Source organism: uncultured Bradyrhizobium sp., from assembly GCF_936943645.1.
Taxonomy (GTDB): Bacteria; Pseudomonadota; Alphaproteobacteria; order Rhizobiales; family Xanthobacteraceae; genus Bradyrhizobium.
Genome location: NZ_CAKZJO010000049.1, coordinates 102,701 through 123,879 on the forward strand (window position 1 = coordinate 102,701; position 21,179 = coordinate 123,879).

The 21,179-nt window shown below is 64.1% G+C and carries 24 protein-coding genes; 6 read left to right on the forward strand and 18 right to left on the reverse strand.

Annotation, left to right across the window (positions count from 1 at the left end; translation table 11 throughout):
• Positions 1–4: 4 nt before the first annotated feature.
• From Q0743_RS08485 to Q0743_RS08520, 8 genes are all read right to left on the reverse strand, one after another.
• Positions 5–958 (reverse strand): dihydrodipicolinate synthase family protein, encoded by a 954-nt coding sequence (locus Q0743_RS08485; protein ID WP_298241109.1) that lies wholly within the window; start codon positions 956–958, stop codon positions 5–7.
• Positions 959–1,089: 131 nt separating this feature from the next.
• Positions 1,090–1,968, reverse strand: coding sequence for an SDR family oxidoreductase (locus Q0743_RS08490; protein ID WP_298241110.1), 879 nt, complete (start codon positions 1,966–1,968; stop codon positions 1,090–1,092).
• Positions 1,969–2,136: 168 nt separating this feature from the next.
• Complete coding sequence (locus Q0743_RS08495) at positions 2,137–2,997, reverse strand: MaoC family dehydratase (protein WP_298241111.1); 861 nt, start codon at positions 2,995–2,997, stop codon at positions 2,137–2,139.
• Positions 2,998–3,238: 241 nt separating this feature from the next.
• Positions 3,239–3,628, reverse strand: a complete 390-nt coding sequence (locus tag Q0743_RS08500; protein WP_298241112.1) for an OB-fold domain-containing protein — start codon at positions 3,626–3,628, stop codon at positions 3,239–3,241.
• Positions 3,628–4,785: a thiolase domain-containing protein gene (locus Q0743_RS08505; RefSeq protein ID WP_166815487.1), complete on the reverse strand. Its 1,158-nt coding sequence runs from the start codon at positions 4,783–4,785 to the stop codon at positions 3,628–3,630. The genes Q0743_RS08500 and Q0743_RS08505 overlap by 1 nt, the downstream gene beginning before the upstream one ends.
• 858 nt (positions 4,786–5,643) lie before the next feature.
• Positions 5,644–6,114: an immunity 26/phosphotriesterase HocA family protein gene (locus Q0743_RS08510; RefSeq protein WP_298241113.1), complete on the reverse strand. Its 471-nt coding sequence runs from the start codon at positions 6,112–6,114 to the stop codon at positions 5,644–5,646.
• A gap of 24 nt (positions 6,115–6,138) precedes the next feature.
• Positions 6,139–6,768 carry a DUF4262 domain-containing protein gene (locus Q0743_RS08515; RefSeq protein WP_298241114.1) on the reverse strand — a complete coding sequence of 210 codons (630 nt, stop codon included), beginning with the start codon at positions 6,766–6,768 and terminating at the stop codon, positions 6,139–6,141.
• Positions 6,769–6,838: 70 nt separating this feature from the next.
• Complete coding sequence (locus Q0743_RS08520) at positions 6,839–10,330, reverse strand: indolepyruvate ferredoxin oxidoreductase family protein (RefSeq protein ID WP_298241115.1); 3,492 nt, start codon at positions 10,328–10,330, stop codon at positions 6,839–6,841.
• Positions 10,331–10,613: 283 nt separating this feature from the next.
• Here Q0743_RS08520 and Q0743_RS08525 point away from each other — a divergent pair, with 283 nt between their 5' ends.
• The gene (locus tag Q0743_RS08525; RefSeq protein ID WP_298241116.1) at positions 10,614–11,828 is read left to right on the forward strand and encodes a c-type cytochrome; all 1,215 of its coding nucleotides are present in this window, start codon (positions 10,614–10,616) and stop codon (positions 11,826–11,828) included.
• A 106-nt stretch (positions 11,829–11,934) separates the two neighbouring features.
• On the opposite strand, the gene Q0743_RS08530 is transcribed toward Q0743_RS08525, so the two are convergent.
• The gene (locus Q0743_RS08530; protein ID WP_298241117.1) at positions 11,935–12,582 is read right to left on the reverse strand and encodes a trimeric intracellular cation channel family protein; all 648 of its coding nucleotides are present in this window, start codon (positions 12,580–12,582) and stop codon (positions 11,935–11,937) included.
• Positions 12,583–12,760: 178 nt separating this feature from the next.
• On the opposite strand from Q0743_RS08530, the gene Q0743_RS08535 reads away from it, so the two are divergent.
• On the forward strand, positions 12,761–13,183 hold the full coding sequence (locus Q0743_RS08535) for a hypothetical protein (RefSeq protein WP_298241118.1): 423 nt from the start codon (positions 12,761–12,763) through the stop codon (positions 13,181–13,183).
• Between the two features lie 73 nt (positions 13,184–13,256).
• On the opposite strand, the gene Q0743_RS08540 is transcribed toward Q0743_RS08535, so the two are convergent.
• The 3 genes from Q0743_RS08540 to Q0743_RS08550 are packed head-to-tail and all read right to left on the reverse strand — an operon-like array spanning position 13,257 to position 14,822.
• On the reverse strand, positions 13,257–14,066 hold the full coding sequence (locus tag Q0743_RS08540) for an oxaloacetate decarboxylase (RefSeq protein WP_298241119.1): 810 nt from the start codon (positions 14,064–14,066) through the stop codon (positions 13,257–13,259).
• A 60-nt stretch (positions 14,067–14,126) separates the two neighbouring features.
• Complete coding sequence (locus Q0743_RS08545) at positions 14,127–14,477, reverse strand: antibiotic biosynthesis monooxygenase (RefSeq protein WP_298241120.1); 351 nt, start codon at positions 14,475–14,477, stop codon at positions 14,127–14,129.
• Between the two features lie 36 nt (positions 14,478–14,513).
• On the reverse strand, positions 14,514–14,822 hold the full coding sequence (locus tag Q0743_RS08550) for an NIPSNAP family protein (RefSeq protein WP_298241121.1): 309 nt from the start codon (positions 14,820–14,822) through the stop codon (positions 14,514–14,516).
• Positions 14,823–14,968: 146 nt separating this feature from the next.
• Here Q0743_RS08550 and Q0743_RS08555 point away from each other — a divergent pair, with 146 nt between their 5' ends.
• On the forward strand, positions 14,969–15,667 hold the full coding sequence (locus Q0743_RS08555) for a winged helix-turn-helix domain-containing protein (protein ID WP_298241122.1): 699 nt from the start codon (positions 14,969–14,971) through the stop codon (positions 15,665–15,667).
• A 351-nt stretch (positions 15,668–16,018) separates the two neighbouring features.
• Positions 16,019–16,267, forward strand: a complete 249-nt coding sequence (locus tag Q0743_RS08560) for a hypothetical protein (protein WP_097658768.1) — start codon at positions 16,019–16,021, stop codon at positions 16,265–16,267.
• Positions 16,268–16,427: 160 nt separating this feature from the next.
• Here the strand turns inward: Q0743_RS08560 and Q0743_RS08565 are convergent, their stop codons facing one another.
• A complete protein-coding gene (locus Q0743_RS08565) occupies positions 16,428–16,712 on the reverse strand; it encodes a twin-arginine translocation signal domain-containing protein (protein ID WP_298241123.1) in 285 nt (94 codons plus the stop codon).
• A gap of 115 nt (positions 16,713–16,827) precedes the next feature.
• Complete coding sequence (locus Q0743_RS08570; protein ID WP_298241124.1) at positions 16,828–17,142, reverse strand: hypothetical protein; 315 nt, start codon at positions 17,140–17,142, stop codon at positions 16,828–16,830.
• 132 nt (positions 17,143–17,274) lie between these two features.
• Here Q0743_RS08570 and Q0743_RS08575 point away from each other — a divergent pair, with 132 nt between their 5' ends.
• Both Q0743_RS08575 and Q0743_RS08580 read left to right on the forward strand, forming a co-directional pair.
• Complete coding sequence (locus tag Q0743_RS08575) at positions 17,275–17,928, forward strand: glutathione S-transferase family protein (protein WP_298241125.1); 654 nt, start codon at positions 17,275–17,277, stop codon at positions 17,926–17,928.
• Between the two features lie 74 nt (positions 17,929–18,002).
• The gene (locus tag Q0743_RS08580) at positions 18,003–18,155 is read left to right on the forward strand and encodes a hypothetical protein (protein ID WP_194402766.1); all 153 of its coding nucleotides are present in this window, start codon (positions 18,003–18,005) and stop codon (positions 18,153–18,155) included.
• Positions 18,156–18,272: 117 nt separating this feature from the next.
• On the opposite strand, the gene Q0743_RS08585 is transcribed toward Q0743_RS08580, so the two are convergent.
• The 4 genes from Q0743_RS08585 to Q0743_RS08600 all read right to left on the reverse strand — a co-directional run bounded on the left by Q0743_RS08585 (position 18,273) and on the right by Q0743_RS08600 (position 21,090).
• Positions 18,273–18,620 carry a hypothetical protein gene (locus Q0743_RS08585; RefSeq protein WP_298241126.1) on the reverse strand — a complete coding sequence of 116 codons (348 nt, stop codon included), beginning with the start codon at positions 18,618–18,620 and terminating at the stop codon, positions 18,273–18,275.
• A gap of 24 nt (positions 18,621–18,644) precedes the next feature.
• Positions 18,645–19,316, reverse strand: a complete 672-nt coding sequence (locus Q0743_RS08590) for a Fic family protein (RefSeq protein ID WP_298241127.1) — start codon at positions 19,314–19,316, stop codon at positions 18,645–18,647.
• Complete coding sequence (locus Q0743_RS08595) at positions 19,313–19,489, reverse strand: hypothetical protein (protein WP_298241128.1); 177 nt, start codon at positions 19,487–19,489, stop codon at positions 19,313–19,315. Before Q0743_RS08595 ends, Q0743_RS08590 begins: the two co-directional genes overlap by 4 nt.
• A 68-nt stretch (positions 19,490–19,557) precedes the next feature.
• Entirely contained in the window at positions 19,558–21,090 is a 1,533-nt protein-coding gene (locus tag Q0743_RS08600) for an acyl-CoA carboxylase subunit beta (protein WP_298241129.1), read from the reverse strand.
• Positions 21,091–21,179 lie beyond the last annotated feature (89 nt).

The window sequence follows — 21,179 nt, forward strand, 5'->3', positions numbered from 1 at the left end:
GCGACTAACCCGCGGCGCTGGATTGCGGGCCGAGATTGGCGCGCTTGTCGAAACGGGCGACGCGCGACAGCAGGTACTCGACCTCCGCCTTCGCCGTCGCCGTGATGGTCGCGCCGGGCTTGCGCTGCGCGCTGGAGGCGATGATGCCGCGCTTCTGCAGCACGTATTTGCGGATGGTGAGGCCGACGCCGGGCTGCTGCTCGTAGCGGATCAGCGGCAGATGGGCGTCGAACAGGTCGTGCGCGGCATCGCGCTTGCCGGCCTTGGAGAGGTTGACGACGTCGATCAGGAGCTCGGGGAAGGCATAGCCGGTCATGGCGCCGTCGGCGCCGCGCTCCATCTCGAAGTCCAGGAACGTGCCGCCGTTGCCGCACAGGATCGAGAGCGGACGGAGCGAGCCGTCCTTCTGGAAGCCGCGCAGCGTCGTGATCTTCTCCAGGCCCGGCCAGTCCTCGTGCTTGAGCATCACGCAGTTCGGATTGTCCATGACGATCTTGCGGATCACGGCCGGGGTGAACACCACCGAGAGCGTCAACGGGTAGTCCTGCAGCACCCAGGGAACGTCGGGCCCGATGGCCTCGGCCGCCTGCTTGAAATAGCCGATGATCTGGTCGTCGGTGCGCAAGGATGGCGGCGGCGCGATCATGACGCCGGCCGCCCCCGCATCCATCGAGGCCTTGGCCAGCGAGCGCATGGTGGCAAAGCCCGGCGCGGAGACGCCGACGATCACCTGCATCTTCTTCGCGCGCTTGATGAAGCGCACCGCGACCTGCTCGGCCTCGACCGCATCGAGCTTGGGGGCTTCACCGAGGATGCCGAGCACCGTGACGCCGTCGCAGCCGACCTCCTCGTAGAAATCGGTCAGGCGGTCGATCGAGCGCTCGTCGATCCGGCCGTCGTCATGGAACGGCGTCGGCGCGATTGCGAAGGTGCCCTTGGCGTCGGCGGTGAGTTTCATCGTGGTCTCTGTCCTATCAATTGTCGTCATTCCGGGATGGCCCGAAGGGACAGGCCCGGAATCCATAACCACAAGCCGGGGTTATGGATTCCGGGCTCGCGACTTCGTCGCGCCCCGGAATGACAGTGTGGCTAAAACCTCCGCGCCCCCATCTTGATCTGCTCCTCGGAGAAGAAGATCTCCTTGGCGTGATCGACGACGTCCTGGGCCTTCCAGCCCGAGTGCGGCGGTTTCCAGCCTTCCATTTCCATCATCCGCATTTCGCGCACGCCGCGGGGCCCGGACACGCCCAGCACCTTGCCGGTCTGGTCGCCCGACAAGTCGCTGACCATGTATAGCACGGCCGGTGCGATGCCGTCCGGCCCCAGCGCCGCGCCGGGGTTCTCCTTATAGCGGGGCAGGTCTGCGGTCATGCGGGTCAGGGCGCCCGGGGCCAGGGTCCAGATCCGGATGTTGTACTTGCGGCCCTCGATGGCCAGCACGTTGGACAGGCCCCAGATGCCGCCCTTGGCCGCGCCGTAATTGGTCTGGCCAAAATTGCCGATCAGGCCTGATGTCGAGGAGGTGTTGACGATGACGCCGCCGCCATTTTCCCGCATCCAGCGAAACACCGGCATGGTGCAACAAAAGGTGCCCTTCAGGTGGACCTTGATGACCTTGTCCCAGTCGGACTCGGAGGCCTTGTGAAAGGTCTGGTCGCGCAAGATCCCGGCGTTGTTGACCAGGATGTCGGCTCGGCCGAAATGCTTGATGGCATCGTCGAACACAGACTGGCCGCCCTCCATGGTGGAGATGTCGGCACCGTTGGCGACCGCCCTGCCGCCCTCGGCCTTGATCGCGTCCACGACCTGCTGGGCCATCGATTTGTCGGCGCCGGAACCGTCGCGGGGGCCACCGAGATCGTTGACGACAACCGCGGCCCCTTCCCGCGCAAACAGCCTTGCATAGGCCTCACCGAGTCCCCCGCCCGCCCCGGTGATCAGCGCAACCTTGCCGTCGAGTAATCCCATGGTGGCTTCTCCCTGTTTGTTGTTTTTCTCTCGTGTCCCGGACGCGATGCAGCGTGAAACGCTGCGTCGCAGAGCCGGGACCCAGATCTTTCTTCGCCTGGGTTTTCCGGGCCCCGGCTCAGCGGCGCATCACTGCGTGCTGCGCCGCGTCCGGGGCACGAGGCCTTCCTAACCCAGCACCGTCTTGCCGTTCTTGATCACGGTGACGCCTCGCGACTTCACCTTGGCTTCGAACGAGATCGTGTTGCCGTCCTTCCAAAGGTCCATGGTCACGGTCTCGCCGGGATACACCGGCGAAGAGAACCGCGCGACGTGCTGGCGGAAGGCGCTGGCGTCGTAATCGGCGTAGGTCTGCAGCACGCCGCGGCAGGTGATGCCGTAGGTGCACATGCCGTGCAGGATCGGACGCGGGAAGCCGGCCTTCTTGGCGAACTCGGGATCGGAGTGCAGCGGGTTGCGATCGCCGCAGAGCCGATAGACCAGCGCCTGGTCCGGGCGCGTGACGATGTCGATGGTCTTGTCGGGGCTGCGCGAGGGGATCTTGTGCGGATCGGGCTGGGTCAGGTTCGGCCCGCCGAAGCCGCCGTCGCCGCGGGCGAAGCGCGAGGCGACCAGCGTTGCCAGCTTCTCGCCCTTCTCGTTCTTCAGCACGGTCTGGTGGGCGATCACGACGCCCTTGTCCTTGCCCTTGTCGTAGACCTCGACGACGGAGGAATCGGCGGTGATGTTCGCAGCCACCGGCAGCGGCTGGTGGAAGGTGATGTCGCGCTCTCCGTCCACCACCATGACGCGATTGAGGTTCATCTCGCCCGGCCCCGAGCCCCAAGCGGCGACGGACGCAAAGGTCGGCACCACCTTCAGCGGCCGCGGCGTGAACGTGCCCTCGTTGACGAAGGCGAGCTCGTTCTCGTCCATCGGATCGGCGCCGAGGCCGATGCCGTAGGCATAGAGCATCACCTCGCGATCGGTGTAGGCGTATTTCTGGCCGAGGTTCTTGAGGGCTTTGAGCTCTTCGTATCTGGCGGACATTTTGCTTGTGTTCCTCTCCGGCATTTTCTCAGCGAGCGCCGGCGCTCGTTAATGTGCCCTCTCCCCTTGTGGGAGAGGGCTACTCCGCCGGAGCAACAAACTCGTTTTGGGTGAGGGGTTGCTTCCGCACGGAGAGTCTTTCCGTGGAGAGCAACCCCTCATCCGGCGCTTCGCGCCACCTTCTCCCACATCCGCCTTCGCCAAAGGCTTCGGCGGACATGAGGGGGAAGGAAGAAAGCAATCAGGCCACCGTGAAGAACGGCAGCGGCGCACCATCCGTCGGCTTGAACACCACTTTCACCTTCTGGCCGATCTTGAGCTTTTCCAGATCGCAGTCGACGAAATTGGTCTGCACCGACGGGCCCTCCTTCAGCGTGACGTAGCCGATCGCGTACGGGCCGGTCGGCGACTTCCGCATCAGGCTCCAGGTGTAGATCGTGCCCTCGCCCGAGGCTTCCTCCCACACCGTCTTGTCGGAGTAGCAGAACGGGCAGATCGAGCGCGGGAAGTAGTGCGCTTCGCCGCAGGCGGTGCAGCGCTTGATCACGAACTTGCCCTGCTTGGCCGCGTCCCAGAACGCGGCGGTCTCCGGATTGGTCACCGGGGCCGGATACTTTTTCGCTTCACTCATCACACGCGCTCCAGAATGGCCGTCGAGGCGGCGTGGCGGACACCCAGCAGGCCGCCGGTGCCGTGGGCGATGGCGAGATCGCAATTCTTCACCTGCACCTTCGGATGGGCCTCGCCGCGCAACTGCCTGACGGCCTCGATGATCTTGGTCATGCCGCCGCGGTTGACGGGATGGTTGCTGCAGAGACCGCCGCCGTCGGTGTTGAACGGCAGCTTGCCGACACCCGAGATCAGATTGCCGTCGGCGACGAACTTGCCGCCCTCGCCCTTCTTGCAGAAGCCGAGGTCTTCGAGCTGCATCAGCACCGTGATGGTGAAGCTGTCATAGATCGAGGCGTATTTGATGTCCTTCGGCGTGATGCCGGCTTCCTCGAACGCACGCGGGCCGGACCAGACACCGGCGGAATAAGTGAGATCGAGATCCTTGCCGCCGCGCGGGCCCTTCATGGCTTCGCCGTGGCCGATCAGCTTGACCAGTGGCTTCTTCAGGCTCTTGGCGATCTCGGGCGTCGTCACGATCAGCGCGCCGCCACCATCGGAGACGACGCAGCAATCCATGCGATGCAGGGGATCGGAGATCATCGGCGAGTTCAGAACGTCCTCGACGGTAACGACGTCCTTGAGCATCGCATGCGGATTGTATTGCGCATGGTGCGAGGCCGCGACCTTGATCCAGGCGAGCTGTTCCGAGGTGGTGCCATAGTCGTGCATGTGGCGCATGGCACACATGCCATAGGCATTGTGCGTGGTCGCACCGTAAGCGGATTCGAAATCGACCTCGGCGCCGGCCGCACGCGGCGGCATCACGCCGGTGCGCGGCTTGCCGGCGAGCGTGATCAGCGCGATCGAGCACTTGCCCGCGGCGATCGCCTCGGCGGCATGGCCGAGATGGATGATGTAGGAACAGCCGCCGGTCTCGGTGGAATCGACGTGGCGCAGTTTCTTGGTGTTGAGGCCGAGATAATCGACCATCGGCCAGGCGCCGCCAGGCGCATCGCCCGCGCAGAAATAGCCGTCGACATCGTCCTTGCTGATCCCGGCATCCTCGATCGCGCCCTTGGCGACCTCGGCGTGGAGCTGGGCGGTGGATTTATCCGGCGCATGCCGGGTCGGGTGCTCGTAGATCCCGGCAATGTAGGCCTTGCCCTTGATGGTCAAAACAGAGGTCTCCGCTCGCGTTTCTTATTGGCTCTTTTTTCTGAACCGCGATCGGCGGATTGGCAAGCGCGGAAATATTCCGTCGGACGAGAGGGCAGCGGGTGAGCGCAACTCCCAGCTCCGTCGTCCTTCGAGGCTCGCCGAAGAGGCTCGCACCTCAGGATGACGGGTCAGATTGCGAGATTGCCTCAACGTTGCAAGCGCAACGAAGCCTTCTCGCGGCACGTCCTGCCCGAGTTTTGCGTCCGTCTTGCCTCCCTCGAAAAACGGAGGGCGCAGGGAAGACCGGGTGCCGGCCGGGCACCCACGGTCCACTGTGCGAAGATTGCGCTACAAGAGGCTGCACAGCGGCATACAGGTGAAGCCGAACATCCGGCCTTCCCTGCGCAGTGGCTTTACGGCTTATGTCGCGCTCTCCCCGGGGAGCGATGCACTATTGCCCCCGTCGCCTTGCGAGTGACCGCAAGACTTGACGCCAGCCTGCGGGCGTCAGGACCACACGATTTTGCCGTACGCAAGACCACGCCCGTCGTGCACGAGACAATGCCCCGTGCGACGCAGCCCGCGTCCACCGCCGCTCACCCCGCGTTTCGTGACGATCGCGATACGCCCCTCTGTGAGGGATGAGGTGGCAGGGTGATACGACAATTCCGAATTTCGGTAAAGCGGAATATTTTCGTGGCGGTGGATTGACCCGCCGGTGTTTTGCCCGACGGGCAACGCTAGGGATGGTATGCCGCCTGGTGCCGTAGTGTTGCAGGATGGGAAGGCGCAACGCGCTGTGCTAACCACTTCACCGAGATCGATGCCGACGACGCGGGCACGCTTCGCCTTGCTACCTCACGGACTACGATCCCATTAGTTCTGCTGAAGAGCCAAGAGCTTTGAAATTTTGGCTTCCGCCGCTCCCGCGCCGAACAGACTATCGCTGTCCAACAGCTGCAGGTCATCATAGTTGGAAAGGAGCTCGGACACGCTGCGAAGCGGCTCGTCGTTCACGTATCGTACCAGCCAAGCCTTTTTCGAAATTGGATCGCGCCTAACAAAGTCGGGGATTGGCCAATCCGCCCGATTCCAACCGGGAATCTTACCGATGATCAGCCACCGGCCTTCCATCAACGCGAGGTCTCCGAAGCGGATTCTGGCCACGGCAAGATTGGGATGAAGGTCATCGAACGTGGCCTCCCCCGACGTTTCGAGACGCGGACCGAAAAAGTATCCCAGCAGGACCCTTCCCCGGCGGGGCGAGCGGGCAACGACTCCACGGGCAAATCCACCGCTCCGGAGTGGCAGCACAAATACGGAGCCTTCTTCGTAGGGTAGCTTCATTTATCGATGACGCTTGGTCGCCTCCTACGAGACCTTGCGCAGTCCCTGCCAGTTGCCATCCGTCAGGTCGGGCTGTGCAGCGCGGACTTCGGCGGACGCTTCCGCGGCCCAGGGAAAATGACCGTCGCGATCGGGATAGACGAGCTGGAGGCACTCGAACTCATCATTGCCATAGAACCACCTGCTCCAGCCGAGGTAGTTTGGATATTGTCGCGACGAAACCGGCAGAAAGACCGCGGTGACGTTCTCAAAGATCGCATCTGTCGGCTCGCCGATTGGTGGACGCCGCCCCGCATCGAGCTCGCGATAGATCGTCCAGAACGTGTCATGAGCGGTCTGTCGCCGCATCGAAAACAGGATCACCTCCGGAAAGTTGAACTTCAGCCAGAAGCCGGTGGTGTAGATGAAGCCCGGCCCCTCGTCATCCGGCATGACATGCGTGCCGAACCAACCATGCGCGCGGATTTTCTCGACGAAATTCCGCTCGTGCTGATCGAGCCGATCGGGAGGCGCATCAAGGGCTGTGAACATCGCTCGCGCGTCCGCTACCGGGAGGGAGAGCGTACGAATAGCAAACCACGCGGGGCGGGTAAATTGCCGGCCTGCTGGCCCAGATCGAAATGCCGTAGGGTGGGCAAAGCGAAGCGTGCCCACGTCTTCTTCGCAATCAATGGCAGGTCGTGGGCACGGCGCGTTGCGCCTTTGCCCACCCTACGGGACCTCTCTACTCCGCTGCGATCTGCCGCGGCGCGGGCGGCGGGTTCGCCAGGTCCGCTGCGAGCTGGGCGTAGCGTACCTTGGCGTCCGCGACCGCCTTCTCCTTCACCGGGCCGTAGCCGCGGATGCGATCGGGCAGCGAGAGCAGCTCCACCGCAGTGTCTATCGTGACAGGCGACAACAGGCCGAGCACGGTGGCAACGTCCTTCTCGTAGCCGACGATCAGATCGCGCTCGAGCTTGCGGTCGGCGCTGCGGCCGAAGATGTCGAGCGCCGTGCCACGAAGGAATTTGAGCTTGGCCAGGACACGCAGGACCTTGAGCATGCCGGGGCCGAAGACGCGCTTCTTGGGGCGGCCGAGCGCATCCACGCCACGGGCGAGAATGGGCGGGGCGAAATTGAAGTTGAACTTGAAGTCGCCTTCGAACTGGTCACGGAGCTGCTGCTCGAAGGCGCCGTCGGTGTAGAGGCGCGCGACCTCGTATTCGTCCTTGTAGGCCAGCAGCTTGGCATAGTTCACCGCGACCGCGCGCGGCAGTGCATCGCCAAAGCCGCCCTTCACCGCGGCATCGCAAACCTGGTCGACCAGTTTGCGATAGCGTTCTGCAAGACGTCCGTTCTGATAGGCCGTGAGATGCCTGGCCCGATGCTCAATGACCTCGTCGAGGCTCATCGCATCCAGCGTCTTGGGCGCAACGACTTCATCGGTGCCCTTCAGCATGTCGGCCAGACGCTGGGGATCGGCGACCGCGAGGCGGCCGAGGCGGAAGGCTTCCTTGTTCATCTTGATCGAGACGCCGTTGACCTCGATGGCCTGCTCGATCGACTCCGCGGACAGCGGGAACAGGCCCTTCTGATAGGCATAGCCCATCATCATCATGTTGGTGGCGATGGCATCGCCGAGCAGCTGCTCGGCCGGCTTGGTGAAGTCGAAGAACACGGAGTCCTTGTGCAGCGCCGTCTCCAGCACCGCGTTGAGCTTGCGGGTCTGGAAGTTGAAATCGCGGTTGAGGACGAAATCGGCGGTGGGGATGACGTGGCTGTTGATGACGCCGCGGGTGCGGCTGCTATCGCACAGCGAGATGGTGTCCTTGGCGACCGCGACCACTTCATCGGCCGCGAGCACGAGATCGGCCGTGCCGGTGACGATGCGCGAGCAGGTCACCTCGGCCGGATGATCCGACAGGCGGACGTGGCTGAGCACCGCCCCGCCCTTTTGCGCAAGGCCGGACATGTCCAGGATCATCGAGGCCTTGCCCTCGATATGGGCGGCCATGCCGAGCAGCGCGCCGATGGTCAGCACGCCGGTGCCGCCGACACCGCCGACCGCGATGTTGTAGGGTTTTTCAAGTGTCGGCCGCGAGGCCGGCTCGGGCAGCGCACCGATATCGGCAAGCTCCGCCGGCGCACGGTGGCGCGGCTTGCCGCCGTCAACGGTGACGAAGGACGGGCAGAAGCCTTTCAGGCAGGAATAATCCTTGTTGCAGGACGACTGGTTGATCGCACGCTTGCGGCCGAACTCGGTCTCCAGAGGCTCGACCGAGATACAGTTCGACTGCACCGAGCAGTCGCCGCAGCCTTCGCAGACGGCCGGGTTGATCATGACGCGGCGCGCCGGGTCCTCCATCAGGCCGCGCTTGCGGCGGCGGCGCTTCTCGGCCGCGCAGGTCTGCACGAACACGATCGCGGAAGTGCCCTTGAACTCGCGGCACATCTTCATGACGTTCTGCAGCTCGTCGCGGTGATATTTCTTCACGCCGGGCGGGATGGTGTCGGCCGGATAGGAATCCGGGTTCTCCGAGACGAGGTAGATCTCGCTGATGCCCTCGGCATACAGCTGCGCCATGATCTTCTGCGGCGAGAGATCGCCGTCGTGACGCTGGCCGCCGGTCATGGCGACGGCGTCGTTGTAGAGGATCTTGTAGGTGATGTTGGCCTTGGAGGCGACCGACTGGCGAATCGCAAGACTACCGGAATGGAAATAGGTGCCGTCACCGAGATTGGCGAAGATGTGGTTCTCGTTGGTGAAGGGCGCGATGCCGACCCACGGCACGCCCTCGCCGCCCATATGGGTGAAGGTCTCGGTCGAGCGGTCCATCCACAGCGCCATGAAATGGCAGCCGATGCCGGCGAGCGCGCGGCTGCCTTCGGGGACCTTGGTCGAGGTGTTGTGGGGGCAGCCGGAGCAGAAATACGGAGTGCGGGAGACAGGGGCGACCGCCTGCATCTGGCTCGCCTGGCGGCCGTTGAACCAGTCGGCCTTGGCGCGGAGCATCGAAGCGACCTCGGGGTTGAGATCGAGCTTGAGAAGCCGCTCGGTGAGCGAGGTCGCAAGCGAGGCGACGCTGAGCTCGGCGGCGAAAGTCAGGAAGCGCTTGTCGTGCTCGTCCATCTTGCCGACGATGCGCGGGCGCACGTCGTCACGCCAGTTGAACAGCACCTGCTTGACCTGGTTCTCGACGATCTCGCGGCGCTCCTCGACGATGAAGATCTCCTCCAGGCCGACGGCGAACTCATGCACGCCTTCCGGCTCCAGCGGCCAGGGCATACCGATCTTGTAGAGGCGAAGGCCGATTTTCGCCGCGACCTCCTCGGTGATCCCGAGTTCACGCAGCGCCTGGCGGACGTCCTCGTAGCTCTTGCCGGAGGCCATGATGCCGAAACGGGCGTTCGGCGAATCCATGGTGACGCGGTTGACCCGATTGGCGCGCGCGAAGGCGATCGCGGCAAAGCCCTTGTAGTCCTGCAGGCGGCGGTCCTGCTCGAAGCGGTCGTCGGGCCAGCGCAGATTGAGGCCGCCGGGCGGCAGCTCGAAATCGGCGGGGATGATGAAGGGCTTCATCTCGTCGGTGAGGTCGATCTCGGCGGTGGTCTCCACCGTCTCCGTGATCACCTTCATGCCGACCCAGCAGCCGGAATAGCGCGACATCGCGATGCCGAGCAGGCCCATCTCGATCATCTCATGGATGCTCGAGGGATAGAGGTAAGGCATCAGCGCCGACATGAAGGCATGGTCGGACTGATGCGGGACGGTGGAGGATTTCGCGCCGTGATCGTCACCGGCGAGGCAGAGCACGCCGCCGTTCTTGGCCGAGCCTGCGGCGTTGCCGTGGCGGAACACGTCGCCGCAGCGATCGACGCCGGGGCCCTTGCCGTACCAGATGCCGACCACGCCGTCGTACTTCGCACCGGGCGAGAGGTTGAGCTGCTGCGAGCCCCAGACGGCGGTGGCCGCCAGATCCTCGTTCACGCCGGGCTGGAACTTGATGTTGTACTGCTCCAGATGCTTTCGCGCGGCAAAGAGCTGCTGGTCGTAGCCGCCGAGCGGCGAGCCGCGATAACCGGAGATGAAGCCCGCGGTGTTCAGGCCTGCGGCGCGGTCGCGCCGGATCTGGGCCATGGGCAGACGGACCAGGGCCTGGATGCCCGTGGTGAAGACGTGCCCGGTTTCCTGGGTGTATTTCTGATCGAGACTGATCGGACCCTGGTTGATGCCCATGCTGTCCTCTTTCCACGCCCTGTTCAGGTCTTGCTGACTTAAGCCGTTGCCTTCCCGTTGTTTTTAGCTAGGGCGCGCCGACCAATTCCGCCACTCTATGTCGGATATTTCACGATCCGCATCACAAATCTGGACCAAAGGGAGGCTCGGGTAAAAATCGCAACTTCGTGGCCTGAAACACGCATACCGTTTTCAATTTGTGTCACCATACCCCCACTGTGGCGAAATGAATGACGCGCCCGCCATGCCGGATGCGGGCGATTGGTCGCAGGAGAGGCTTTCGATGCGGACGATTCTAGCTGGCTTGGCTGTTGCGGGCTTGGCGTTGTGCAGTGCGATTGCAAGCGCGGCTGAGCCGTCGCCGGAGCTGATCGCCTATGGCAAGACGCTGGTCGAGGCCGGCGACTGCGCGGGCTGCCACACGGCCGATCCCGCCAAGCCGTTCGCAGGCGGCAAGCGCATCGACACGCCCTTCGGCGCGATCTATGCGCCGAACCTGACGCCGGACCGCGAGACCGGGATCGGCGCCTGGGCGGATGCCGACTTCGTGCGCGCGGTCCGCGCAGGTGTGGCGCCCGACGGCTCGAACTATTACCCGGCCTTCCCCTATCCCTATTTCACGAAGATGACGAAGGATGACACGCTGGCGATCCGCGCCTATCTCGGCACGCTCGCCCCTGTCGCCAACCGCAACAAGCCGCCGGAGCTGCGCTGGCCGTTCGGCTATCGCGGCCTGATGCGGGTCTGGAACGCCATGTATTTCAAGCCCGGCCTGTTCGAGCCGGACCAGAGCAAGAGCGCAGCCTGGAACAGGGGCGGCTATCTCGTCACCGGGCTCGGTCATTGCGGCGCCTGCCATACGCCGAAGAATTATTTCGGAGCGGACAAGAGTGCGCAGGCCCTGTCGGGCAGCGAGCTCGGCAACTGGTACGCGCCGCGGCTCGATGGCGCCGCGCGCACCGGACTGCAGTCGTGGAGCGCGGAAGACATCGCCGAATATCTGCAGAGCGGGCGCAACGCCAGGAGCCATGCCGGCGGGCCGATGGCGGAAGTGATCGTCAATTCGACGTCGAAGATGAGCGATGCCGACGTGCGCGCGATCGCGGTCTATCTGAAGAGCCTGCCGCCGTCGCGGCGCGAGACCATCGTGGCGCCGCCCGACGAGGCCGAGATGAAGGCGGGCCAGGCCGTCTACGCAAGGCTCTGCATCGCCTGCCACGAGGCCGACGGCTCGGGCGCGCCGCGGATCTATCCGCCGCTGCCGGGCAATGCGCTGCTGCAGTCGATCAATCCATCCTCCACCTTGCGCATCATCCTCGACGGCGCCCACACCGTGACCACGCCGCGCGCCCCCAACACCGGCGAGATGCCGGGCTATGCCAAGCAGCTGTCCGACGCCGAGATCGCCGCGGTGACGAACTACATCCGCAACGCCTGGGGCAATGCCGGGCCGCTGGTGACGCCGGCACAGGTGGCGAAGGCGCGTGGGCAGCAATAGCTCTCTCCGCGTCATTGCGAGGAGTTCTTGCGACGAAGCAATCCAGAGTCTTTCCGTCGAGGGATTCTGGATTGCTTCGCTACGCTCGCAATGACGGCGGATGGAGCTACCTCTCCTCCTCCTCCCCCGTGAACACGAATTTCGGCATCTCCCATTTGTAGCGCACCGCCAGCAGGCGGAGGCTGATGCCGAGGGCGAAGGTCAGGAGGGTCCAGAGCTCGGCATGGAGGTTGAGGCCGAACGCGGTGGCGTAGAACAGGCCCGTCACCACCGAGACGCTGGCGTAAAGCTCGGAGCGAAACAGCAGCGGCACGTCGTTGCAGAGCACGTCGCGCAAGACGCCGCCGGCACAGCCGGTCACCATACCCGAGACGATGACGATCGGCAGCGAAGCGTCCATCTGCCAGGCGACGTCGCAGCCGGCCATGGTGAAGACGACGAGCCCGATGGCGTCGAGCACGATGAAGGCGACCTTGAGCCGGTGCACGAGACGCGCGAACAGGATGGTGAGGAAGGCGGCCCCGCCGGCCAGCGCGAGATAGATCGGGCTTTGCACCCAGGCCAGCGGATAATGTCCGAGGAAAAGATCGCGCAACGTGCCGCCACCAAGCGCGGTGATGCAGCCGAGGAAGCAGACACCGAGCCAGTCCATGCTGCGGCGCCCGGCGGCGAGCGCAGCCGTCATGCCCTGCGCGGCGATTGCGACCAGAGACAGGAAATGCAGCACGCTATCGGTCGGCGGCAAAGTCCACATGAGCCTGTCCCCTTGCGCTTCTACCCTATCGCATCGATGGAACTCGCGTCCGGTTCCCCTTGAAACAGGTTCCCGATTCCCGGTGGCAGAGCAACATGCGACGAAAGCATAAGGAGGCGCGGAACGGAATCTCACATCTGAGGGTTGTCCCGGCGTCATAACCGAGGAGACCAAATCGATGGCTGACGACCGTTTTCCCAACGATCCGTACCGCCCGAACCTCGCCGACGACGAGTATCTTCGCGCGGCGCGCCGGGATGGCGACCTGCAGGCCGATCCCGAGCTCGGCGAAGGCCCCGCCTCCAGCGGCAAGGTCGCGCTGTTCGCTGTTGCGATTGCACTGGTGCTGGGCGCCGTGTTCTACGGCCTGAACAACACCACCACCGGCAACCAGGCGAGCACGACGCCGGCGACGCAAACCGCCCAGCAGGCGCCCGCCAATCCGGCCGCACCTCCCGGCATGCGCGACGTGACGCCGCGCGCCAACACCGCGCCGGGCGTGACCACGGGCGCGGCGCCGAGCAAGCCGGCTGCGCCAACGGATATGCCGGCAGCCAAGCCGGCGCCGGATACGCAGACGCCGTCTGACGGCGCGAAGTAACACCGCGAGCGCCATTGCACATGAGAGAGCGGCGGGACCCGCAAGGTCCCGCCGCTCTTCGTTTGTCGACGGATTAACTGAACATCTTGTTGAGCTCGCCGCCGGAATAGCCGCTGCCGAGCTCGGTGAAGGTGCCCTTCTCCGCCATCTCCTTGGCCGCGCGCATGAAGCCGCCCCAGGCGGCGCGGGCGAGCGAGCCGCCGACGCTGATGCGGCGCACGCCGAGGTCCTCGGCTTCCTTGAGCGACAAGCCGGACCCGCCGATCAGGAGATTGAACGGCTTCGGCGCGACAGCCTTCACCACGGCGCTGATGTCCTCGCGGGTCTTCAGGCCCGGCGCATAGAGGCAGTCGGCGCCGGCGTCCGCGTAGGCGGTGAGCCGGTCGATGACCAGCTTGAGATCGGTCACGCCCCACAAATAGGCTTCGCAGCGGCCGACCAGCAGCGTGCCGCTGTCGCCGATCGCCTTGCGCGAGGCCTTGATGCGCTCGACCGCGAGCGCGCGCTCGTAGATCGGCTTGTCCTTGTCACCGGTGGAATCCTCGATCGACAGGCCGGCAACGCCGGTGCGCACGCAGCGCTCGACATTGTCGGCGACCCTGTCCGGCTCGACCGCAAAGCCGCCCTCGAAATCGGCGTTGACGGGAATGTCGACCGCCGAGCTCAATGCTGCCAGATGCTGACAGACGTCCTCGACATTGACGTGGTTGTCGGCCTTGCCGATGGTCCAGGCAAAGCCCGCGCTCGATGACGCAATCGCCTTGAAGCCGAGATGCTGCAGGGCCTTGGCGCTGCCGACGTCGACCGGATTGGGCAGAATGAAACATCCGCTCTCGTGCATCTTCTTGAAGGTCGCGCGCTTGTCGGCGGTTGTCACGTGCATGTTTCTCTCCCTTGTTGGCCGCGCACACATAGGTTTGCTGGCACCGCAGCGCCAGTGCGCCTAGTGCGCATCATGCACCGCCCGGCTGTCCTTCGGGGCCTCGTCGCGATCACTCATGCTGTAGTCCCTGACCACGCTGGCGATGCGCAGATGATAATCGGCGAAGATCTTCGCCCTGCCCTTGGCCTGGGTGCGGCGGTGCTCCATCGTGTTGCGCCAGGCTTGGACCGCCGCCTCGTCCCGCCAGAACGACACCGACAGGATCTTGCCCTTCTCGGTCAGGCTCTCGAAACGCTCGACCGAGATGAAGCCGTCGATGGTTTGCAGCAGCGGCTTCAGATCGGCTGCGAGGTCGAAATAATCCTGGCGGTGTTCGGGCTTGGGCCAGACCTCGAAGATCACGGCGATCATGGGCATCTCCTGCTGCTATCTCGCCTACAATACCATTTATAGGACGACTTGGCGCAGGAAGGTGCGCTCTTCGGCGAGGATGAATTTGTGTTCCTCGGCGAAATGAAAGTTGGCCATGCCTTCCGCATCCTGCCGCAACCGGGCACGGTAGGCTTCATAGGCGGCGAGACTCTCGAAGGTGATCAGCGCGAAGGCGATGTTATTGGTGCCCTCGTGCGGCATGAAATAGCCGATCAGGTCGCCGCCGCATTTCGGGATGATGGTGAGCCAGCGCTTCGAATATTCCTCGAACTGCGCCCGCTTGAACGGATCGAGCTGGTAGCGGATGAAGACGGTGACGGACATGATGGCTCCTGAATTTTCGTTGCGAGAGCGCAAGCGACGCCGTCGCCGCTGAAGCACCTGGATTGCTTCGCTTCGCTCGCAATGACGTGTTTGCGGCAACACGCTACCTCCTTGCCCGACACTAACGCTTCGGCTACCATCGAAGCATGAAATCAGGACCCGACATCGCCATGGTCGCCTCCCTGGTCGGCGACCCCGCCCGTGCCAACATGCTCACGGCGCTGATGAACGGCCGCGCGCTCACCGCGAGCGAGCTGGCGCAGGAGGCCGGCATCACGCCGCAGACGGCGAGCTCGCATCTGGCCAAGCTCGAGGCCGGCGGGCTGGTGGAGCCGGAAAAGCAGGGCCGCCACCGCTACTACCGCCTCACCGACGACGACGTCGCCGGCGTGCTCGAGGGCCTGGCGGGCCTCGCCGCGCGGACCGGCCACATGCGGGTGCGCACCGGGCCGAAGGATCCGGCGTTGCGACGCGCACGGATCTGCTACGACCATCTCGCCGGCGATCTCGGCGTGCAGATGCTGGATTCCCTGCGCGAGCGGAATCTGGTCCGGCAGAAGAAGCAGGACATCGAGCTGACTGCCGAGGGCGAGCGGTTTCTCGCAAAGCATCTGCAGATCTCGTCCGACATGCTCACCCACCCGCGCCGCCCGGTGTGCAAGGCCTGCCTCGACTGGAGCGAGCGGCGGCATCACCTTGCCGGCACGCTGGGGGCTGCAATGATGCAGCGCTTCGCCGAGCTGAAATGGGCGGCGCGTGACACGACGCCCGGCAGCCGCGTGGTGAACTTCACCCGCACCGGCGAGAAGCAGTTTTCAGCCCTGTTCGGCAACCGGAAGGACTGACGTTCGCATGAGCGCGCGCCTCGTCCTGAGGGCCCGCCAACGGCGGGTGTCTCGAAGGATGGCCACAGGAGAACCGCGCCATATGCAATGGTCCTGCGGGGGGCTGGGAGCGAGCCTTCCCGGCCGCCCGCGCCATGTCTGTCGCCCCAAGCCGTGGCTGAAGGGAACGTTCATGCCGCATTCAGGTCATGATTGGCAGGTTTGGATCGCGCCGTGTCGACATGTTGCAAGATTTGATATGTCGAATCGTGTCTTTTGATTCATTGTGCGCCGCAAGCGCCGGACTTCCAAAGACTTGCCTCAAAGACTTGCCTGCAGAGACTTGCCCCCAAGGACGAGAAGGAAGATCAAATGAAATACCTGTTCGCCGCCGCCATGCTCGCCAGCGCGGTCGTCGGTTTCAGCGAAGCGGCCAGCGCCGCCGAGGGCTGCGGCCGTGGCTTCTATCGCGGCCCCTATGGGAATTGCCGCCCGATGCGCGGCGCGGTCGTGGTGCGCCCGGCTCCCGTATATGTGGCCCCGCCGGTCGTCGTCGTGCCGCGCGCGCGCGTGTGCCCCTATGGCTTCCGCTGGTACGCCGGCCGCTGCCGCCCGTTCTGATCTCCTCTTCGTCAAGATGGCCGCGCGGCGAAAGCCTGCGCGGCCATTTTCGTTTCGGCGGCTGCTGGCGACGATTCGCGCGCCCCTGAAAAGTGCGGTCCCCGGAATCGAAACGGGGATCGCCGGCTGCGATCCCCGTCCAATTCACGCCTGACCGGGCTCACCAGCCATGGCGGCGGTGCCAGCGCCGGTAATGCCGGCGCCAATGACGGCGGCGCCAGCCCCAGTGGCGGTGATGGCCATGCCAGTGCACCTGCTCGGGGGTCAGCTTGGCAGCTTCCTCGCTGGTGGTGACGGCAGGATGAGCGTCGGGATTGCCTTGCGGCATGCGCGCGGAATCACCGAGCGGATGCGGCGACAGCGGGGCTGCCTGCGCGGTCGCGGCGAACGCGGCGGCGCCCGCCGTCAGTCCCAATGCAAATTTCAGAAAGTTCCGGCGCTCCATGGCTTCTTCCTCTTGGATCTCAAAGCAAGTGATGCAGAGGAAGTGTCGCGGTCACGACATGAACCAAGGCTGAATCCCATGTTCAGATTGAGCGCGACGCAGACTTCCGATGTTCCTAACGCGAGAACTCCTGCGCCAGCACCAGCGTCTCGCGCGAGCGCTTCACGTCGGGCCAGTCACGCTCGAAATTGGCGACGAGCTTTTGCAGGCTGTCGCCCTTCAGCATCGCCGCGAGCTTGGGCTCGTCGTCGAACTGATACATCGCCTGATGCAGCGAGGGATCATCGAGGCTCCAGAACCGCCACGCCTTGCTGACGCCGAAGGCCTTCACCGCGTCGGGCACATGTTCCGTCTCGTACCATCGGTCGAAGGCGGCGCGCTGTTCGGCGTCGGGAACGATGGCACGAACGACGAAGAAGGCTGCTGGCATCGGGTTTCCTCCTGTTATTGGCCGCGAGCCTAGCCGGTTCGGCCGCCGGCCACAAAAAGAGTTGGTAGCGGTTGTCGGAACGGGCGCTCGTCGTTCGTCCTATGCTCCGAAACCAGGACACGGAGACAGCAGATGGCGGACCTCACCCTGACCACCTTCAATTGGGTTCCCGAAGCGCCACGCGGCTTTGTGCGTGACCTGCGCGTGCGCTGGGCGCTCGAAGAGGCCGGCCTGCCCTATCGCGTCGCCAGCGCCCCGTTCGATAATCGCGGGCCTGCACATCTGGCGCATCAGCCGTTCGGTCAGGTGCCGTGGCTGACCGACGGCGACCTCTCGATCTTCGAGACCGGCGCGATCCTGCTGCATCTCGGCGGCCTCAGCGACAAGCTGATGCCATCCGATCCGCGCGGCCGCACCGAGACCACGGAATGGGTATTCGCGGCGCTGAATTCGGTGGAGATGGCCAGCCTGCCCTGGGGCATGTCGAAGTTCATGGGACATCCCACCGACACGGCGGCGTGGAAATTCGTCGACGACTTTCTCAAGCTGCGGCTGAAGCATCTCGAGCCGGTGCTCGCCAGCCGCGAGTGGCTGGCCGGATCGTTCTCCGTCGCCGACATCCTGATGGCGGACGTGCTGCGCGTCATCGATGGCTTCGGCGCGCTGGCAGACAGTCCCGCCTGCCGCGCCTACGTCGCGCGCGCCATCGGCCGCCCGGCCTTCGTCAAGGCCCATGCCGACCAGATGGCGCATTTCGCCGCGGCGGATAAGGCACGTGGAAAGTGATGTGCCTCACATAATCGATCTCGCGCCCGGCCTAGAGTCGCCAGCACCGGACGGACGCAATCGAAAGGTGACCCATGGTCCGCATCGAATATCTCAAGCGACAGATCGCCCGCGCCGAGCGGCTGGCCAAAGCCATCCTCGACCGCCAGACCGCCGATCGGCTGCAAGCCTTCGCCGCCGAATGCCGCACCGAATTGTCGGAGCTGACGCTCAAGACCGCTGCGTGAGGCGCGGCGGGTCCGGATGCATCGGCTACGTAGGGCGGATTAGCGAAGCGTAATCCGCCACTCCATCCGATCACACAGACCTTGGCGGATTACGCTATCGCTAATCCGCCCTACACTTCACACCAGCTTCAGCGGCGCATCGGCGACGAGGCGCAGGTCAATGTTGCCGATCAACGCCGCCCGCCGCGCCTCCGCAGCACTGATGGCATCGTCCGTCTGCCGCAGCGTCGAGACGTTCGAGCCGAGCGACACGATCCCGCCCAGCACAAGCGCAATCGATCCAAGGGCTGCGGTCTGACCAAAGCCGAATACGCCGAGCATCGTCACCAGCAGCAGCGCCGCCCCGCCTCCGATCGCGATCTTGGACGCGAGGATGTATTTGCGGCAGCGCTCGGCGATCTCGGCGAGCCGCTCGATGCGATCTTCGATGTCGGAGATTTCGTCGGTCGGGTCGTCTTCGGTCATTGGATACAAGAGCTAGGAGCCTTCTTAGCCAGGCAGCTTACCCCCAACCGATTTATAGAATTCCGCAAGCTGGTTCGCCAGGAGTGAAGCTAGCAACTCTTCCATCTTCGAGACATCGATCCGGCCACCGTCGCGAAAGGCCCAATCAGCCGCATCCAAGGCATCGAAATAGGGCTTTCGGTTGTCGACGATTTGATCCGGGATCGTCGGCGTCCCCGGCAAGAGTACTCCGGCCCGAATCGAAAGCACAACGTACGATACGATTCGGGAGGTGCGGCCATTACCATCTGCGAACGGATGAATCCAATTTAGCCGCCACATGACATAAGCCGCGAGGTGGATCGGCGTACTGGCTTCCCAGTGTTCATTGACGTAATCGCACATGTCTTCAATGAGCTCGGGTACCAGATGTGCGCCGACGGGCTCATGCTTGCTTCCCTCGATTGCAACGCCACCGGGTCGGTAGTTTCCTGCATAGGAGCTGATGCCTGCCAAAGCCTCTCGCTGCAAGCCAAGAACGAGTGAGGGACGGAGCTTGAATGAACCCCGCTCTATGGCCGCCTGGATAGCGCCAATAGCTGCATCGTACTGGCGAAACCCATTTCGAGCTTCCGCCGCCGCCTTTTCCTGAGGATCTGTAATCAACTCAGGTTCGAGCGCACGGCTATCGCGCCGTTCGCGCTCTTCGTTTGTCATTTCTCTTCCTTGGCCAACTTCTCGGCCTCACGGTCCACCATTTCGCGCGTAATGAGCACATTCTCGAAATGGGTATTGCCGTACACGAAACTACGCCGCTGCTCCTCCCTGTGTTCCGGGGATGGATTGGCGGTCTTGGCAGCTTCGATGAGCTTCTTGAGAGCTTCTGTCATGATCCCAATATAGTCGAGTCCGTTCGGAGGCACTATGCGGATTTGGTCCAAAAGCGCCTGTGAATCCCTCACAACGGCAAGTTGTCGTGCTTCTTCGCCGGCATTTCCGTCTTCTTGTCCTTCAGCATCGCCAGCGCCCGCGCGATGCGCTTGCGGGTCGAATGCGGCATGATGACGTCGTCGATGTAGCCGCGCTCGGCGGCGATGAAGGGTGACAGGAATCGGTCTTCGTATTCCTTGGTGCGCGCGGCGATCTTGTCGGGGTCGCCGATGTCGCTGCGGAAGATGATCTCCACCGCACCCTTGGCGCCCATCACCGCGATCTGGGCGGTCGGCCAGGCGTAGTTCATGTCGGCGCCAATTTCCTTCGACGCCATGACGTCGAAGGCGCCGCCATAAGCCTTGCGGGTGATGATGGTGACCAGCGGCACGGTGCACTGCGAATAGGCGAACAGCAGCTTCGCGCCGTGCTTGATCAGGCCGCCATATTCCTGCGCGGTGCCCGGCAGGAAGCCCGGGACGTCGACGAAGGTGACGATCGGGATGTTGAAGGCGTCGCAGAAACGCACGAAGCGCGCGGCCTTGCGCGAGGCATCGCTGTCGAGCACGCCCGCCAGCACCATCGGCTGGTTGGCGACGAAGCCGACGGTGCGGCCCGCAATGCGGCCGAAGCCCGTGACGATGTTCTTGGCGAACATGTCGGCGATCTCGAAGAAATCGCCCTCGTCCACGACCTTCAGGATCAGCTCCTTCATGTCGTAGGGCTTGTTCGGATTGTCGGGGATCAGCGTGTCCAGGGACATGTCGACGCGGCCGATGTCGTCGAAGCTCGGCCATTCCGGCACGCCGTCAGTATTGTTGGACGGCAGGAAGTCGATCAGGCGGCGCATCTGCAGCAGCGTCTCGACGTCGTTCTCAAAGGCGCCGTCCGCGATCGAGGAACGCGTGGCGTGCACCGAGGCGCCGCCGAGCTCTTCGGCCGTGACCACCTCGTTGGTGACGGTCTTCACCACGTCGGGTCCGGTGACGAACATGTAGCTGGTGTTCTTCACCATGAAGATGAAGTCGGTCATCGCCGGCGAATAGACGTCGCCGCCGGCGCAGGGGCCCATGATGACGGAGATCTGCGGGATCACGCCGGAGGCGAGCACGTTGCGGCGGAACACGTAGGAATAGCCGGCGAGCGCGGCGACGCCCTCCTGGATGCGGGCGCCGCCCGCGTCATAGAGGCCGATGATGGGCGCCCTCGCCTTCATCGCCATGTCCTGCAACTTGGTGATCTTCAGCGCGTGGGTCTCGGACAGCGAGCCGCCGAACACGGTGAAATCCTTGGCGAAGACAAAGGTCTTGCGGCCGTTGACGGTGCCCCAGCCGGTGACGACGCCGTCGCCGGGGATCTTGTTCTTCTCCATGCCGAACTCGGTGGAGCGGTGCTCGACGAACATGTCGAATTCCTCGAACGATCCCTTGTCGAGCAGCAGCTCGATGCGCTCGCGCGCGGTCAGCTTGCCGCGGGCGTGCTGCGCCTCGATGCGCTTCTCCCCGCCGCCGAGCTTGGCGCCGGCACGACGATCTTCAAGGGCGTCCAGGATGTGCTTCATTTGCTCCCGCCAGTTCTTAAGCCTTAAGCGATGCGGGGGTTCTAACACGGCATTTTGCGGGGCGGGAAGCGGCTTTCGCCGTCGCAGGG